13 protein-coding genes are annotated in these 17207 nt (G+C 33.7%); 6 read left to right on the forward strand and 7 right to left on the reverse strand.

Annotation, left to right across the window (positions count from 1 at the left end):
- Positions 1–173 precede the first annotated feature (173 nt).
- The 5 genes from FS935_RS09285 (at position 174) to FS935_RS09305 (ending at position 8404) form a co-directional block, all read left to right on the forward strand.
- Complete coding sequence (locus FS935_RS09285; RefSeq protein ID WP_146947826.1) at positions 174–1466, forward strand: ABC transporter substrate-binding protein; 1293 nt, start codon at positions 174–176, stop codon at positions 1464–1466.
- Between the two features lie 74 nt (positions 1467–1540).
- The gene (locus tag FS935_RS09290; RefSeq protein ID WP_146947828.1) at positions 1541–2485 is read left to right on the forward strand and encodes a carbohydrate ABC transporter permease; all 945 of its coding nucleotides are present in this window, start codon (positions 1541–1543) and stop codon (positions 2483–2485) included.
- Positions 2482–3324, forward strand: coding sequence for a carbohydrate ABC transporter permease (locus FS935_RS09295; protein WP_146947830.1), 843 nt, complete (start codon positions 2482–2484; stop codon positions 3322–3324). The genes FS935_RS09290 and FS935_RS09295 overlap by 4 nt, the downstream gene beginning before the upstream one ends.
- A gap of 203 nt (positions 3325–3527) precedes the next feature.
- The gene (locus tag FS935_RS09300; RefSeq protein ID WP_146947832.1) at positions 3528–4871 is read left to right on the forward strand and encodes a GH1 family beta-glucosidase; all 1344 of its coding nucleotides are present in this window, start codon (positions 3528–3530) and stop codon (positions 4869–4871) included.
- Between the two features lie 323 nt (positions 4872–5194).
- Positions 5195–8404, forward strand: a complete 3210-nt coding sequence (locus FS935_RS09305) for a cellobiose phosphorylase (protein WP_146947834.1) — start codon at positions 5195–5197, stop codon at positions 8402–8404.
- Between the two features lie 225 nt (positions 8405–8629).
- On the opposite strand, the gene FS935_RS09310 is transcribed toward FS935_RS09305, so the two are convergent.
- The 5 genes from FS935_RS09310 to FS935_RS09330 form a co-directional block, all read right to left on the reverse strand.
- Entirely contained in the window at positions 8630–8776 is a 147-nt protein-coding gene (locus FS935_RS09310) for a YjcZ family sporulation protein (protein ID WP_146947836.1), read from the reverse strand.
- 508 nt (positions 8777–9284) lie between these two features.
- Positions 9285–9539 carry a YnfE family protein gene (locus FS935_RS09315; protein WP_146947838.1) on the reverse strand — a complete coding sequence of 85 codons (255 nt, stop codon included), beginning with the start codon at positions 9537–9539 and terminating at the stop codon, positions 9285–9287.
- Positions 9540–9761: 222 nt separating this feature from the next.
- On the reverse strand, positions 9762–10343 hold the full coding sequence (locus FS935_RS09320) for a hypothetical protein (protein WP_146947840.1): 582 nt from the start codon (positions 10341–10343) through the stop codon (positions 9762–9764).
- 20 nt (positions 10344–10363) lie between these two features.
- The gene (locus FS935_RS09325; RefSeq protein WP_146947842.1) at positions 10364–10990 is read right to left on the reverse strand and encodes a TetR/AcrR family transcriptional regulator; all 627 of its coding nucleotides are present in this window, start codon (positions 10988–10990) and stop codon (positions 10364–10366) included.
- A gap of 191 nt (positions 10991–11181) precedes the next feature.
- A complete protein-coding gene (locus FS935_RS09330) occupies positions 11182–12873 on the reverse strand; it encodes a methyl-accepting chemotaxis protein (protein WP_146947844.1) in 1692 nt (563 codons plus the stop codon).
- A 356-nt stretch (positions 12874–13229) separates the two neighbouring features.
- On the opposite strand from FS935_RS09330, the gene FS935_RS09335 reads away from it, so the two are divergent.
- A complete protein-coding gene (locus FS935_RS09335; RefSeq protein WP_146947846.1) occupies positions 13230–15110 on the forward strand; it encodes an LTA synthase family protein in 1881 nt (626 codons plus the stop codon).
- 171 nt (positions 15111–15281) lie between these two features.
- On the opposite strand, the gene FS935_RS09340 is transcribed toward FS935_RS09335, so the two are convergent.
- Positions 15282–15701, reverse strand: coding sequence for a universal stress protein (locus FS935_RS09340; protein ID WP_146947848.1), 420 nt, complete (start codon positions 15699–15701; stop codon positions 15282–15284).
- A gap of 15 nt (positions 15702–15716) precedes the next feature.
- Entirely contained in the window at positions 15717–17165 is a 1449-nt protein-coding gene (locus FS935_RS09345; protein WP_146947849.1) for a SulP family inorganic anion transporter, read from the reverse strand.
- Positions 17166–17207 lie beyond the last annotated feature (42 nt).

Genomic DNA, 17207 nt, shown 5'->3' on the forward strand with positions numbered 1-17207 from the left:
TTGATTCCGCAAGATTATCGTTTCGTATTTTTGAATGTACAGTATCTGTATCTTGTCGGAATCACCTTGCAACTCATTTTAAGTATTTTTACGAGTGATATTTTATCTATCAACATTTAAGTAGATAGATAAAATTTACTAATAGATTTATAAAAAAATTAGGGGGAACAACAATGAGTAAGATGAAAAAAATATTTTCAATAGGTTTACTTTTCACTCTAGTATTTACATTAGTTGCTTGTAATGGAAAAGAAGACAAAGCAGGAACAACAGATGCTGGAGATGAAAAAGTTACGTTAAATTTTTGGGGCTTTGGTGCAACTGGATATGAAGAGCTAGTAAAAGAATATATGGAAGAAAATCCAAATGTAACAATTAAATTCAAAACATCTGAGAATGCTGAGCATCATGATGCATTGTTTACAGCTCTTTCAGCAGGTAGCGGTGCTCCTGATATTGCGATGTTAGAAGTTGATCAGTTAGATCGTTTTAAGAAAGCAGAAGATCGTTTTGTAAACTTGTATGATGTAGGTGCAAAAGATGTTCAAGATCAATATTTAGATTGGAAATGGAATGGTGGACAAAACACAGCTGGAGATTTCTTAATTGGATTACCAACTGATATTGGTCCTAAAGCGTTATATTATCGTACAGATGTGTTTGAAGCAGCTGGATTACCAACTGATCCTGCTGAAGTTGAAGCATTAATTAATTCTCCTGAAGCCTTTAAGGATGCGGGTATTCAAGTGAAAGAAAAAACTGGAAAACCATTTGTGGATAGCATGGAAATGGCGTACAGAGCTTACTTGGATGCTGCTAATGAATCACATTTAAACCCTGAAGGTGAACTTTTACTTGAGAATGAAGGAAATGCAGTTAAGCAAGCGTATGATTTCGCTGTTGATTTAAATGCAGCAGGTTTAGTTGGAAAGTTTGAAATGTGGACACCTGAGTGGGCAAATGCAGTAAATAATGGTGATTTTGCAGTTGAATTAGGTGCTGGCTGGTTAAAAGGCTGGATGGAAGGAAATGCTCCAGATGCTTCTGGTAACTTTAAAGTTGCAACATTACCAACTGAGTTTGCTGCAAACTGGGGAGGATCATATTTAGCTATTCCAGCTGAAACTGAAAATTCTCAAGCTGCGTTTGATTTTATTAAGTGGTTAACATCACCTGAAAATCAATTATCATCATTCCAAACGAATGGTTTATTCCCATCTGCTCCTGCAGTATATGAGATGGAAGAATTCAAAACAAGTGAAGATAAATTCTTTGGCGGTCAAGTAACTTCTGTTGTATTTGCTGAAGCAGCTAAAGATATTAATGGTGCTGTGTACAAAGGTGAAAAATATGTTCCTGTAAATAACGAGATTTTAAATGCATTAAGGAATGTACAAGAAGGTGCTGACCCTAAAGAAGAATGGGAAGCAGCAGTTAAGCGTGCGAAAGACTTAGTAAGTCGTTAATAATGGTAACAGCTTGAATATGGTGTTCTTTTAGAACACCATATTCAGTTTTTACTTAGAAACGGGGAGTAGAAATGATTTCTCTTAAACAAAGCAAAAACAGTAAGAAAACGGCTATATCTGAAGAAAAAAAGGATATGATTTCAGGTTATGTTTACATCGCTCCATTTTTCATTATCTTTGCATTAGTAGGTCTATATCCTGCTCTTTATAGTATATTTTTAGCTTTCCAAAAGTGGGATGGCTTAAGTCCGAAGGTGTTCGTAGGGTTGGATAACTTTAGAGTAGTTTTGCAAGATCCACTGTTTTGGAAGTCGCTTTATAACACGATTATTATGGGTTTAATGGGAACTGCACCACAACTAGTGATTGGGATCATCTTAGCCTTCTTATTGAATCTATCGTTTCTCCGTTTTAAACAATTCTTCAGAGTAACGATCTTCATGCCATATATTACGTCAATGGTTGCGGTAGCACTTATCTTCAGTGTGCTTTTTAGCAATCACGAATCTTCATTGGCAAACTATGTATTAGGCTTATTTGGTATCGATCCGGTTAACTGGGCTTCCTCAGAATGGGGAACTAAAATTGCGATATCATTTATGGTGTTTTGGAGATGGGTAGGGTATAACACAATCATTTACCTTGCTGGAATTCAAAGCATTTCTAATGATTTATATGAAGCAGCAACAATTGACGGGGCTAACAAATTCCAACAATTAATGTACATTACTATGCCACTTCTTAAACCATTTATTTTATTAACTGTATTTTTCTCAACAGTGGGTGCACTCCAATTATTTGCTGAACCAACTGTGTTTTTAGGGGCAAGTGCATTTACTCGAGATGAAGCAATGACAGTTGTTATGTATTTATATCGTGATGCTTTTAGATTACAGTCCTTTGGAACAGCTTCAGCTACAGCGATTATTTTATTATTCATCATCATTGCCGCTGCAGCAATCAATGTATTCCTAACTTCTGGTATGAAACTAAAGAAAAGGGGTGTTAGTAAATGAATCGTGCAGCAGGAGCAAAAAAACTTTCGTTAAGTAAAATATCGATCTATCTATTTTTAGGACTAGCATCACTTTTATCTTTATTTCCGTTTTACTGGATGTTTGTTATGGCAACAAGTCCAAGTGCGGCTTATAATTCAATACCGCCAACTTTGACACCAGGTAACATGTTGGTGGAGAATTTCCAAAAAGTGTTAGGACAAATAAATTTCTTCCAATCTATGTGGAATACGATTATTCTTTGCACAGTTGTTACACTTGTTGTGTTAATTATTAGTTCTTTAGCGGGCTTTGCATTTGCTAAATTTAAGTTTCCGGGAAAAAATGCATTCTTTATTGCGATCCTTTTGACGATGGTAATTCCGCCGCAACTGGGATTGATTCCACAATACTATTTAATAGCTAATGCAGGTTTGCTTGATACACTTCAAGGGGTTATGATTCTGTTTTTCCTTAATCCTTTAGGTATTTTCTTGATGAGACAATATATAAGTGAGTCAGTGCCTGATGAGTTAATTGAGGCTGCAAAATTGGATGGTTGTTCGAACTTTAGAATTTACAGAAGTATTGTTTTGCCAATTATTCTCCCTGCGTTTGCAACTCTAGGTATTATTGTATTTACAGCTGTATGGGGTGAATTTCTATGGCAATTTACAGTTCTTCGTGATCCAGAAATGTATACGATTCAAGTTGCATTAGCATCATTAAGTAACACATTTAAAGTAGACTTTGGAATGCTACTATCTGGTGTATTCTGGGCAACTGTACCGTTAATCATCATCTTCTTATTCTTTAATCGCTTATTCATATCTAGTATTACAGATGGTGCTGTTAAGTAATAGATATTGATTCGGATAAAAAGGAAAGAACCTCGATGTAAATTTTAGTAACTTAAATTAGAAGTAAAAAGTTGAAAGAAAGCTATTACCTAATTTTTTTACATGAGTGTAATAGTTTTCATAAAGATTAATAGATTCCGGTGAAAGTAAGGTCATATATATAAAACCTATATTCGCTAGGTAGAAAAGTGGAGGACGAAAAAGTGGCTAACATAACATTTCCAAAAGATTTAAGGTGGGGGGCAGCAACTGCAGCTTATCAAATAGAAGGTGCTTCAACAAAAGGTGGAAGAGGATTATCTATATGGGATACGTTTTCTCATACACCTGGTAAAGTTCGGAATGGGGATAATGGGGATATCGCTTGTGATAGCTATCATCGTTACAAAGAAGATATTCAGATTATGAAAGAACTTGGAATTGATATTTACAGATTTTCTGTATCTTGGCCAAGAATTTTCCCAGAGGGTACTGGTGAGATCAATCAAGAAGGCCTACAATATTATCATAATTTTGTAGATGAGTTGCTTGCAAATGGTATTGAACCGATGTGTACACTATACCATTGGGATTTACCTCAGGCTCTACAAGAAAAAGGTGGTTGGAATAATAGAGAAGTAGTAGATGCCTTTGCTCACTATTCAAAGGTGATGTTTCAAGAGTTTCATGGAAAAATTAAAAAATGGATTACGATCAACGAACCTTGGTGTGTATCCTTTCTTTCAAATTATTTAGGTGACCATGCTCCTGGAAACACGGATCTACAATTAGCTGTCAATATTTCACATAATTTGATGCTTGCACACGGAAAAGCAGTAACAGAATTTAGAAATTTATCTATTGATGGGGAAATTGGGTATGCTCCTAATGTAGAGTGGATAGAAGCTTTTAGTAGAAAACAAGAAGACATTGATGCATGTAATCGTGGTATGGGCTATTTTATGGAATGGTTCTTTGACCCTGTGTTTGAGGGGAATTATCCGACATTCATGTTAAATTGGTTTGAGAAAAAGGGAGTTACCTTAGAAATTGCTGATGGAGATATGGACATCATCAAACAACCAATTGATTTCCTTGGAATCAATTTTTACACAGGAAGTGTGGGAAGATATAAAGAGGGAGAAGGATTATTCGATTTAGAAAGAATTGATATCGGTTATGAGAAAACTGATTTTGATTGGAATATTTATCCTGAAGGGTTTTATAAAGTTCTATTGAAAATAAAGGATCAGTACGGTGATGTGCCAATTTATATCACTGAAAATGGTGCTTGTTATAATGATGGAGTAGAGCATGACCGAGTGAAAGATGAAAGACGTATTGAATATCTTAAACAACATCTTGTATCAATTAAGAGAAGTATAGATTCAGGCGTGAACTTAAAAGGATACTTAACATGGTCGCTTTTAGATAATTTTGAATGGGCAGAAGGATATAATAAACGTTTCGGTCTTGTACATGTTGATTTTGATACGTTGAAACGAACTAAAAAAGATAGTTATTTTTGGTATGAAAAAGTAATACGAAATGGTGGTTATGAAATTTAATCATTTCGTTGTTTTCATAAAATTTATTTAAAAAACAACCTATAGATAAGAATTTACAATTTTAACCCTGATGGATGAGTAATCTGCTCTTCCGTCAGGGTTAAAACAGGATATGATAACGTTTTCAATAGAATGGAAAGAAAAACTAAATGAACTGGCTACGGAATGAAGAATCTGAATAATTGATTTAAGGTTTAAGGAATCTTAACTTACTTAATAAAAGGCTGTGTTAAAGATTGTTATTGAATTTGAGTACTTTGTTATATGTCTGCAACGGTCCTCAACAACCAACTATAACTTGGCCTAATTAAAAGGAGATGCCAATGAAAAACTACTACTTTGATGAAAAAAAGAGAATGGTAATTGAAGACTATGATAAGGCAAAAACATTTTCCAGCTTTCTCCCTGGGGTAGCAGGAATAAAAGGGGTGCCAATGTGGACTTTTTACGTGAATAGAGGTCAGGGTATCTCAAGCTTTGGAGTGAGAGACAAACATTCACCGATCATGGAATTTTCACCAGCCAATATTGCCTATAAAAATGTATCTACAACTGGTTTTAGAACATTTATTAAACTCAATGATCGTAAAATGGTGTATGAACCGTTTCAACCGACTTTAAATAAAAAAATTAAAAGAAAAATGTATATAGAAGCGAACCAAATAAGTATAGAAGAAGTAAATGAAGAACTTGGATTGAGTACTGTGATTGAGTACTTTAATATGCCAGAAGAAAGCTTTGCTGGATTAGTTAGAAAAGTTCAAATAAGAAACTTAACGAAGAAACAGTTGAATATTGAGGTATTAGATGGAATGCCGGAAGTTCTACCATACGGTGTAGAAAATCAACTATACAAAGAAATGGGAAATTTACTTAGAAGCTGGATGGAAGTTTATAACCTTAATAATAAAATACCGTATTATCATGTTCGTGCAAGTATCGGGGATGAAGCAGAAGTAAATGAAGTAAAAGAGGGACACTTTTTCCTTACGTTCTCAAATGATGAAAAAATAATATCTCCTATTGTGGATACAGAAATCATCTTTGGCAGTGATCATTCGCTTTTAAATCCAGAGAACTTTGTAAAAAAACCACTAGAAGATTTAGTTGAAAAACTACAAGTAACAGCAAATAAAGTGCCATGTGCTTTTACTCCGATTCAAAAAAGCATAGGAGAAGAAGAAGCGATTGAAATCTTCAGTATTATTGGACATGTATCTAACATAGATCTTATTAATAATAGAGTGAATGATTTAGTGAATGTAGATTATATTAACCAAAAACAACTTTTAGCAAACAGACTGATTAGACAGTTAACAGATAAGATAAATACTAAAACAGGTTCAGAAATGTTTGATGAATATGCTAGACAAAGTTATTTAGATAATTTCTTACGTGGTGGATATCCATATCTTTTAGATAATAAAAAAGACGGTTTTGTTTATCATCTTTTTTCACGGAAACATGGAGATCAGGAAAGAGATTATAATTTCTTCTCAATAGCACCAGAGTACTTCTCTCAAGGAAACGGGAATTTCAGAGACATGAATCAAAATAGAAGAAATGACATCTATTTTGAACCAGCTGTTGGTAGTTTCAATACAAAAATGTTCATGAGCCTTATACAAGCTGATGGATACAATCCTTTACTCGTAAAGGGATGTTCTTTTGAAATCGCAGCTAATCAACAAGCTCAGTTAAAAGAGTTAATAAAAGAGCATGTTCAAAGCCATCAAGAACAAATAATAAACCTCTTGGATAGTAAATTTACTCCAGGACAATTGATCAACTATATAGCAAATGAAAATGTGCAGCTAACAATAGATGACCAAGCTTTTTTAACAGATATTTTAAGCATATCGCAACAAAATATTGAAGCAGGTTTTGGAGAAGGCTTTTGGGTTGACCATTGGACATATAATCTAGATTTAGTCGAAAGTTATCTTGATGTTTACCCAGATCACTTTGTAGACTTTATGTTTAAGGATAAGAGCTACAAGTATTTTGATAGCCCTGCCTATGTTCTTCCTAGAAGCGAAAAATTTGTCTTATCAAAAGGAAATGTAAGGCAATTTGGCTCTGTTATTGAAGACAAAGAAAAAATGTCTAAACTTGGAATCGCAATTAATGATACGAACTGGTTAAGAATAGAAAATGGCTCTGGTGAAGTTTATCACACAACTTTATTTGTTAAGCTACTTTCTCTTTCATTAATGAAATTCGTCACACTTGATCCACTAGGTATTGGTGTTGAAATGGAGGCGAATAAACCAGGTTGGAATGATGCGATGAACGGCCTACCTGGTCTTATAGGTTCTGGAATAAGTGAAACATTTGAATTGAGAAGAATCGTCGAGTTTTTACTTACAACAACTGAAGAGTATAAAAACAACCAAGTAGATGTACCGGTAGAATATGCTGAACTTTTAGAGGGAACCAGTGGTTTAGTAGATCAATACTTTAAAGGAAATGTAGATGATTTTCACTACTGGGATCAAGTTGCTTCAATGAGAGAATCTTTCCGTGAAAAAATTCGTTTCGGTATAAACGGTGAAGAATCAAGGCTTTCACTTAGTGAATTAAAAGGTGTGTACAAGAATTTCTTAAATAAGATTGATTTAGGAATAAAAAGAGCTGAGGAGCTTGGAGAAGGCTTATACCCAACATATCTTTCATACGAAGTGAATGAATTTGACGTTTTAGAAAATAATCTTAGTCAATATGGACTGCCTAAGGTCAAAATATATGGGTTTTCCAACCCAACTGTTCTCCCTTATTTCTTAGAAGGACCAGCCAGAGCGCTAAAAGCGATTTCAGATCAAGATAAGGCGAAAACAATTTATCAAAAAGTAAAAAAATCAGATCTGTTTGATAAGAATATTAAGATGTATAAAACATCTGTGAGCCTTGATAACGAATCTTTTGAAATCGGAAGAATAAAAGCATTTACACCTGGGTGGCTGGAAAGAGAGTCAGTGTTTCTTCATATGTCTTACAAATACCTTCTAGAGGTATTAAAATCAGGTTTATATGATGAGTATTTTAATGATATTCAAACATCACTCATACCATTCTTGGATCCAGAGACATACGGAAGAAGCACATTAGAAAATTCATCATTTATTGCAAGCTCTGTAAATCCTGATCCTTCTGTCCATGGTAGGGGGTTCATTGCAAGATTGAGTGGTTCAACGGCTGAATTTTTAAGTATGTGGAAAATGATGATGATCGGTAAAAAAACATTCCATATAAGCGAAGGTCAGTTAGTTCTAACTCTGTCACCAAATCTGCCTAGTTGGATGTTTGACGAATCAGGTAGAGCATCCTTTACGTTTTTAGGGGACACAAAGGTAACGTACTACAATACAGAAAGAAAAAATACGTATGGAACGGATAAAGTTGAAGTGAAATCTTTTAACTTAAAATACAAAGATGGAAGTTCCAAAAAAATTGAAAGTTCTATAGTAGTTAATGAAGATGCGAAGGCAATTAGAAATGGTGAGATAAAAGAAATAGATATAGAACTTTGTTAAAAATATACCCTTTTAAATAGGAAGTTAGATAGAAAAGCTCAGAGTTTTTAAGCTCTGGGCTTTTTTGTGCGTATACATTAGTTTTTTGTTGCAAGGCTTCACCGACCTAGTAACAAAATTACTTAAGCTTGTTTTCATATAACAGGTCACACAGTCCTTGTATATTTTGCTACAAAAATGAATCTCATCTGTTTACAGTCTTTAAAAATCTTTTTAATTATCTAACTAACAATAAGCAGCTCCGACAATGATAAGAAGAATGAATAAAACAACGATTAAAACAAAAGGATTGACACCAACTGGTGCAGCAACAGGAGCTGTGTTTCCGTAGCCGCATAAGCCACCGCCAAATCCGCCATATCCGTAACCCATAAAAAAGCACCTCCATTTCACATTAGATCAATACATACTATGGATATATCCCAAAACTGTAATAGACAATAACACATTTTTGAGAAATTTAAATTCAAAAGGAGAGAGGGAGAGGTCGGGTGATTTTGGGTATGAAGACATAAAAAAGACTGTTTTTGTAAACTTTGTTGATATTAGTATCTTAAAGGAAAAGCACTGTATAAAGTCTGAGGCATCTTTTCTTCTTAGAAGGTTACCTTGTTAAACTTTGTTGTTGATTTCCGTTACAGGCATTCGCTTTCCGTGGGCGGTCTGGGAGCCTCCTCGGCGCAAGCGCCTGTGGGTCTCCCTTTGACACGCTTCTCCCGCAGGAGTCTCATATATTCACCTCCAATCAACAAAGTGCTAAAAATAAACATTAAGCTTTAATATAGCCTTCTAAAAAAGCACTGTTTTCTAAGAGGAAATTAAGTCAAATAGCAACAATTTTTCAGAAAAGAGCCTAAAAAAAAGACACCCCGAAGGATGTTCATTTGATACTTTGTTTGTAGATTTCATCCAATTCTGGTTGTGATAGTTCATTGTTTACGAAACAAACTGTAGCATCTACAAGTTTATCAAAATTTTCTGATGATCTACTTTTCATCTTCAGCTCGTGCTCATACATTTCTAGGTCTTCCTTTTGTCTGAGTAGATCTTGTTCTCTTCCATCATAATCTGGTCCATTCATTGTTTCGGAATTTTTCTTAATAATATCAATATATTGTTGTAATTGATCATCCATATTTCCTTCAACCTCCTTTGCGCAAATGTTCTCAATTTAGTATGTGCTAAATTGAATGACTCATTCTAAAAGGTTGTTTTCTCATACTTTGCTATGTTTTATGCATTGTTAAATGGTAGCGAATTTGCTCCAGACACTTCAAAAATGTGTTGTTAAGAATAGTCTACTCAAGCATCATCAAAAAAGGGATAAAGACCTGAACAATTTTCTCGAAATCACAGCCTATTTCCCAATACTCTCTTTTTTCTTCTCTAATTTCTTAAATCCCCAATATATAAAAGCAACACAAAGTAGTAATCCAACTACAGCAGGAATCATGATTGATTTTCCAGATTCACCTGCAGAAGTTACACTCCACATCATTTTACCTAAAGCCATCATGACAATAACGGATAAACCGATCCACAAATTTCTCTTCCAAAACCCTAACCCTAATAACAAGAAAGAGATGGGGACTAATAAAGTTAACAGGATTTTTGATAAGCCCCATTCGCTTGTTAAATATTCAACTTCATAATCAAGAAATAATTCAACCTGTTTGCTTACCATTTCTGGCTCAGGAAACCAAAACATACTTGTGAAAAGACTAAAGATCGTAATTGAAATACCACTCCAGCTTCTTTTATAAGCAAAATAACAAAAAGGAATTAAAAAAATTGGTCGAATAAACCAGCTTAACTGATTGTGATGACGAGCAAAGGCCCAATCTAAAAAATCCCTATTTGTTATGGCTAAGATAAAGAATATAAAAGTGAGGAAAGCAAATAGTGATGCGACTAATTTATCATATTTTTTAAAAAACATGTTCAACACTCCTATCTGATTTAGTTTGAAACTATGCCATTTTGTAAGATGAATAGTAATCGATCGATGTACTTGATCAACTCTTCATTGTCAAAACCCATGTCTTGATGCTCTAAGAAATAATTTGCAAATGTTGCATTGATTGTATTAATCAAATAGATGAGCATTTCTGAATCAATTTCTTCAGATATTTCGCCAGTTTTTTTTCGGCTTTCTATCATGCTCATAAAAAATTGCTGACTAGCTTTTTGACTGTTACCTTCTATTTCTTTTTTTAATTCTTGATTCCTGATCGTAAGAAAATCTGTTGCTATTGCTGCAAGCTTAGGCTCATTTTTATAGAATTCAAGACCACTTATAAATAATGCACGAATGAAAGGGATAAACTTCATTTCATCAGTTCTTCCTGCCAATCGAGTAGAGTAGTGACTTTTCCTGTTTCCGATAATCTCGATAATAATAAATTTATAAAGCTCATCTTTGTCTACAAAGTACTGATAAAAGCTTCCTCTTGGAATATTAGCTTTACTAATCATTTTTGAAATACTCATCTTTTCATAGCCTTTATCAAAAAACTCATCGACGGCAGCATTAATTATTTGGTTTTTCTTATCATTAGGTAAATTATAAAAGGTTTGTGTTGGCATTACAGTTTCTCCTTTTTGTTTATGACATTATTGTCATATGACGATACTGTCATAATAAATGATTTTAAAGCAATTGTCTACTAAAATTAGGAAAATATTAGTTAACCATTTTTTTACTGAAAGATACAGCTGTAAATAAAAAAGGGAGCAAGCTAAAACTTGCTGTCCCTTTCACATAAAAATTTCGCTTATTAAATTTTAAATTTACCAACTATCTTCTGTAGCTCTTCAGCCATGTGAGATAGGGTAGAGGATGAAGCAGTAATTTCCTCCATTGCTGCAAGCTGCTCTTCTGTGGAAGAGGAAACACTTAATGTTCCACTTGCTGTAATATCAGAGCTTTCAGCAATTTGATCCATTGATTGGACGATTAATTTTGTCCCAACAGACATCTCTTGAACGGCTGAAGCTACCTCTTGAATCTGCGAAGATACTTCAACAATTGATTTCTGGATTTGTTCAAACGAATCACCTGTTTCATTGACTGAGGTAATTCCCTCTGCCACTTTGATTGTTGTTTCTTCCATTGTCTTTACTGTGTTATCAGTATCGATTTGTATGGTTGATATTAATTGTGAAATCTCTGAAGCTGATTTAGTTGATTGTTCAGCTAGTTGACGTACTTCATCTGCAACAACGGCAAAGCCTCGCCCGTGTTCACCAGCTCTTGCTGCTTCAATTGCTGCATTTAATGCAAGTAGATTTGTTTGTTCGGCAATTTCTGTAATGACTTTAATAATTTCGCCGATTTGACTTGAACGTTTTCCTAAGGTTTTCACTTTTGATGAAAGCTCAGTAACAGTAGAGTTAATATCACTCATTTGTGAAATAACAGTTGTTACGGAATTGTTCCCTTTATCAGCCATGTCTGATGCATGATTAGCTGTTGTTGTAACAGCAGTGGAACTTTCCGCGATTAACTGAACGGATTTTGAAAGATCGTCAACTATTTTAGTTGCATCTTTCACACTGTTCACTTGTTTGTCTGTTCCGTATGCTACTTCTTGGACTGTTGTGGAAATTAATTCAGTTGCTCTCGTTGTTTCTTCTGAACTTGCTGTTAATTGTTCCGATGCTGCAGCTACTTGCTCTGAATAAAAGCTTACTTGCTGAAATAGATCTCGTAATTTTTCTATCATCTTATTAAACGATTGAGCCATTTCACCAAGTTCATCTTTTGTATTCAAATTGATTGATTGAGTAAGATCTCCTTCACCTTCAGATATTTCTTTTAAGCGATTATTCATAATACTAATCGGTTTATTAATTGATCTAATAATAAAAAGTGAAGCAATAACCCCACCTATAATCGACAACGCAATAGTAGAATATAAAATTAAGTTTGCAAAGCTTTGATGCTTATCTAATAACTGCTTATCTTCCTCAATTTCATTTGTTAGCTTATTGATAAAAGCTTCTATACTCGGATCAACTAATTCTTTTCGAATGCTTCTTTGTTCTTCCATATGAACGACAAGAGCTGCTTCTATTTCACCATTCAAATAAGTATTGACCATTTTTTCATTTGCTTCGCTATAAGTTAACAAATTGCTTTTTATAGAATCGAGAGCTTCTTGATCAGCATTATCAAGAGTGGAAATAGTTTTTAGCTCATCAAGGTATTCAAATATTTTCTTTTCCTTTTCTTCTATACCTGTAATTAACTCATTATCTCCTGTCAGTAAGAAGGCTCTTTCATCATTAGATAAACCTGTAAAACGATATTGTAAGGATTTTAGTATTAATTGAACCTTTTCATCTTCTTGCATTTCAAGATATGATTTTTCTGTTGATTTTAATTGCAGAGCTGATAATGTCCCTATAATGGCTATCCCTGAAATTAATAATGAAACTAATAAAAGCAGTTTAACTTTAATTTTCATAATTTCCTCCTGTATTTTCTAGATTACCTGACAGAAAACGTTATAATTCGACAAATTTCTATTTTTCTAATAATAGCACATAGTGACATTAATAAACTATATGAATATGAGCTTTCATAGAGGTGGGTGAAGTTACCATAAAACTAGTTCGATCTAGTTTATAATTATGATAGAAGTAATTATGTAGTGGATTGAAAAAAGCTGTAATCACTTGCTAATTACCTTCTAATTTGATATATTTATTCCGTTTATGAACCTTTTCAAACTACTTAAATAGCAAATAACTTCGAATAACAATATTTGTATGTTATTCTATAATAATAAGGTGATTTTGAACGATACTTGAGGAGGATAAGATGTTAAAAAGTTTAATAAGCAGATATTCTTTTCTATTTTTAGCTGTTGTCCTCATGTGGGTAAAAACGTATATTGTCTATCGAACTGGTTTTGATATAAAAATAGAAAATATGCTGCAATCTTTTATTCTATTTATGAACCCACTTAGCTTCTTTTTGTTGATTTTTGGTTTCGGCTTATTTATGAAGCAAAAAGCAAGGAACATTTATATTCTCGTGATCAGTACGTTGGTGACAATTATACTGATTTCAAATATGATCTTTTACGGTTTTTATAATGACTTTCTAACAATTCCTCTTTTATTTCAGTCAAGTAATATGGGGGATTTAGATAGTAGTGTTCAAGAGTTAGTAGATCCTATTTATTTTCTTTTGTTTATTGATGTTTTACTTTTACTATGGATAGCACTAAAGCATAAATTTCAGCAAATAGATGTTGTACCCTCAAAAGAGAGAAAAGCTTACTTTTTGTTAGTTTTAGCTGTGTTTGTGATTCATTTAGGTCTTTCTGAGATATCACGTCCACAGCTATTAACTCGTTCATTTGATCGTGAGGTATTAGTAAAAAATATTGGGATTTTTAACTTCCATATTTATGATGCTGTAGTCCAATCAAGTACATCGGCACAAAGAGTGCTAGCTGATAGTGATGAGCTTGTAGAAATACAAAATTATATTAAAGCAAATAAAAAAGAACCTGATGAAAAGATGTTCGGTATCGCTAAAGATCGTAATGTGATTTTTGTTTCGTTAGAATCTACACAAAGCTTTGTTGTCAACGAAACATTAAATGGGGAGGAACTTACACCTTACCTAAACGATTTTATCAATGAAAGCTATTACTTTGAAAACTTCTATCATCAAACAGAGCAAGGCAAAACATCTGATTCAGAATTTCTAGTGGCAAACTCACTGTATCCTCTTGGTCGTGGAGCGGTTTTCTTTACACATAATGATAATGAGTATAACTCAATGCAAGAAATTCTAAGAGAAAACGACTATTACTCTGCAACATTTCATGCCAATAATGCGAGCTTTTGGAACAGAGATATTATATATGAAGCATTTGGTGTGGATAAGTTTTATGACTTAGAAAGCTATGATGTGAATGAGGCAAATTCAACAGGATGGGGATTGAAGGATAAAGAGTACTTTGAACAGTCTGTGGATTTAATGAAAGGGTTACCACAGCCGTTTTATAGCTACTTTATTACGTTAACAAATCATTTTCCATTTGAATTAGACGAAGAAGACAAGTTGATCGATGAATTTGATTCTACTAGTGAAATACTAAATCGATATGTAACAACGATTCGCTATCAAGATGAAGCGTTGAAGAGATTTATTGAGAAGCTAAAAGAATCTGGACTTTATGATAACTCCATCATTGTACTAATGGGTGATCATTATGGTATTTCTCAAAATCATAATGAAGCAATGGCGAAGTTTTTAGGGAAAAATGAAATAACAGCTTATGATAACGTGCAATTACAGCGTGTTCCATTTGTGATTCATATGCCTGGTATAACAGATGAAGACCCGAAATTGATAACTGATGTTTCTGGTCAAATTGATATTAAACCAACACTTTTACATTTGCTTGGTATTGATACAACAGAAATGATTCAATTTGGAAATGACTTATTTTCACCTGATCGACAGTCATTTGCCGTTTTGAGAAATGGTAGTTTTATAACGGAGAAGTATGTTTCCATATCTGATGTTTGTTATGATCGTCAAACTCAGGAAGTAATTGAAGCTGAAGGAGCTTGTGATTCATATGAAGAAAAAGCACATAGTGAATTAAGTTTCTCTGATAAAATTATTTATGGTGACTTATTACGATTTTATAATGAAGAAAAAATGAGTACGGGGAAGTAATTTCTCCGTACTTTTATTATTTAAGGCTGTTTTATAAACTTTGTTGCTCTTAATAACTCTAAATAACATAACATAAAGCAGGGTGGTATCTTTTCTTCATAAATTAGTACTTATTTTGCTATAACTAATAAATAACTAGGACAATTAGCAACAATCTTTCAGAAAAGAGCCTTATTTAACAATCAAAACAGGACAGTTCGCTCGTTTTGCGACCTTATGACTAACGCTTCCTAATACAAACTCTTGAAGTCCATTCAACCCACGACTACCAATGACTACAATATCAATGTTGTTATCGCTTACATATTTAACGATGCAAGGTCCTGGCTCTCCATGAAGAATCTTAATCTCAAAAGATACACCGGCTTCAATTGCTTGTTTTTCAACATCCTTCATTCGTTCCTTACGCTTATCGTTAATATCTACCGAATTCCAATTGCTTAGAACATCTGATTTGGCCTTTTCAGCATCAACAACATATACCACATCAATTGTTGATCCTTTACTGCATTTTGCAATATGAATGGCATTTTCTGCTGCTCGTTTAGAATGCTCTGAACCATCTGTAGCTAATAAAATTCTTTTATACATTCTTCACACCTCCTGCTAATGGGAGTTCAGTTTATTTGCTAGTTTTCCAATTAATTCTGTGCTTTCTTCATTTAAGCCTGTTACCTTTACACTTTTACCTGTTTCTTCAAATTTTGATACAATTTTATCAATTGCAGCAACGGCTGAATCATCCCAAATATGTGATTGAGTTAAATTTATTTCAACAGACATAATGTTTTCTTTATAATCAAAAAATGTTAATAATTCTGTGACTGATGCAAAAAATAACTCTCCATTAATTCTATATATTCTTGTATCTCCTTTTAAGTGACTTTCTACACGTATCTTTGATATTTTCGAAACAAAAAAGATCGCACTTAAGAAAATACCAGTAAATACACCAATAGCTAAATTATGAGTATAAATCACAGTAATGACTGTGACAATCATCACAATTGCATCACTTTTTGGTACAATACCTAGCGTCTTAATGGAATTCCAGTCAAATGTACTAATTGAAACCATAATCATCACACCAGCAAGAGCAGCCATTGGAATTTGAACAACAATATCACCTAAAACGATAATTAAGAACATAAGGAAGACTCCTGCAACCAAAGCGGATAGACGCCGACTACCTCCAGATTTAACGTTAATAACAGATTGTCCGATCATGGCACACCCAGCCATTCCACCAAAAAAACCTGTAATGATATTTGCAATACCCTGTCCACTACTTTCAACATTTTTATCACTTGGTGTATCTGTCATATCATCCACAATTGTGGCAGTTAAAAGAGATTCTAATAAGCCGACAACTGTAAGTGCTATTGAGTAAGGAAAAATGATTAATAAGGTTTCAAAACTGAATGGTATATTAGGTATTAAAAACATAGGTAATGTTCGTGAAATTTCTCCCATATCACCAACTGCCCTCACATCGATATTCATCATGATAACTAAAACTGTTATAGCAACAATTGCTACTAGGGTAGATGGAATGATTTTCGTTAAATATGGTAGTAAATAGATGATCGCTAATGTAAGACCAACTAAAATATAAATAACATAGCTTTCTCCTTCAAAATGCTGAAGTTGAGAGGTGAAGATTAAAAGTGCTAATGCATTAACAAATCCTACCATAACTGATCTTGGTATGAACTTCATATATCTTGATAATTTAAAGATCCCAAAAAGAATTTGAAGAATACCAGTTAATATTGTTGCAGCAAGAAGATACTCTAAACCATGATCTTTGACCAAATCTATAAACAATAGAGCCATTGCACCTGTTGCAGCTGAAATCATTCCTGGTCTGCCACCAACAAAGGCAATTGTAACAGCAATCGTGAAGGAAGCATAAAGCCCAACCATTGGGTCAACACCTGCAATGATCGAAAAGGCAATCGCTTCAGGAATGAGTGCAAGTGCAACGACTAATCCTGATAAAAGGTCACCTTTGATATTACCAAACCAAGAATCTTTATAAGAAAGATGCTCCACTTTTTTTACCTCCTTTCCATAATGCTTATTATGTACAAGAGG

It is taken from the genome of Metabacillus litoralis (genome assembly GCF_007994985.1).
Taxonomy (GTDB): Bacteria; Bacillota; Bacilli; order Bacillales; family Bacillaceae; genus Metabacillus; species Metabacillus litoralis.

What these genes read in the sequence shown, in the direction of transcription:
- FS935_RS09285 (WP_146947826.1), top strand. Translation starts at nt 174, where the DNA reads ATGAGTAAGATGAAAAAAATATTTTCAATAGGTTTACTTTTCACTCTA.
- FS935_RS09290 (WP_146947828.1), top strand. Translation starts at nt 1,541, where the DNA reads ATGATTTCTCTTAAACAAAGCAAAAACAGTAAGAAAACGGCTATATCT.
- FS935_RS09295 (WP_146947830.1), top strand. Translation starts at nt 2,482, where the DNA reads ATGAATCGTGCAGCAGGAGCAAAAAAACTTTCGTTAAGTAAAATATCG.
- FS935_RS09305 (WP_146947834.1), top strand. Translation starts at nt 5,195, where the DNA reads ATGAAAAACTACTACTTTGATGAAAAAAAGAGAATGGTAATTGAAGAC.
- FS935_RS09310 (WP_146947836.1), bottom strand. Translation starts at nt 8,776, where the DNA reads ATGGGTTACGGATATGGCGGATTTGGCGGTGGCTTATGCGGCTACGGA.
- FS935_RS09315 (WP_146947838.1), bottom strand. Translation starts at nt 9,539, where the DNA reads ATGGATGATCAATTACAACAATATATTGATATTATTAAGAAAAATTCC.
- FS935_RS09320 (WP_146947840.1), bottom strand. Translation starts at nt 10,343, where the DNA reads ATGTTTTTTAAAAAATATGATAAATTAGTCGCATCACTATTTGCTTTC.
- FS935_RS09325 (WP_146947842.1), bottom strand. Translation starts at nt 10,990, where the DNA reads ATGCCAACACAAACCTTTTATAATTTACCTAATGATAAGAAAAACCAA.
- FS935_RS09330 (WP_146947844.1), bottom strand. Translation starts at nt 12,873, where the DNA reads ATGAAAATTAAAGTTAAACTGCTTTTATTAGTTTCATTATTAATTTCA.
- FS935_RS09335 (WP_146947846.1), top strand. Translation starts at nt 13,230, where the DNA reads ATGTTAAAAAGTTTAATAAGCAGATATTCTTTTCTATTTTTAGCTGTT.
- FS935_RS09340 (WP_146947848.1), bottom strand. Translation starts at nt 15,701, where the DNA reads ATGTATAAAAGAATTTTATTAGCTACAGATGGTTCAGAGCATTCTAAA.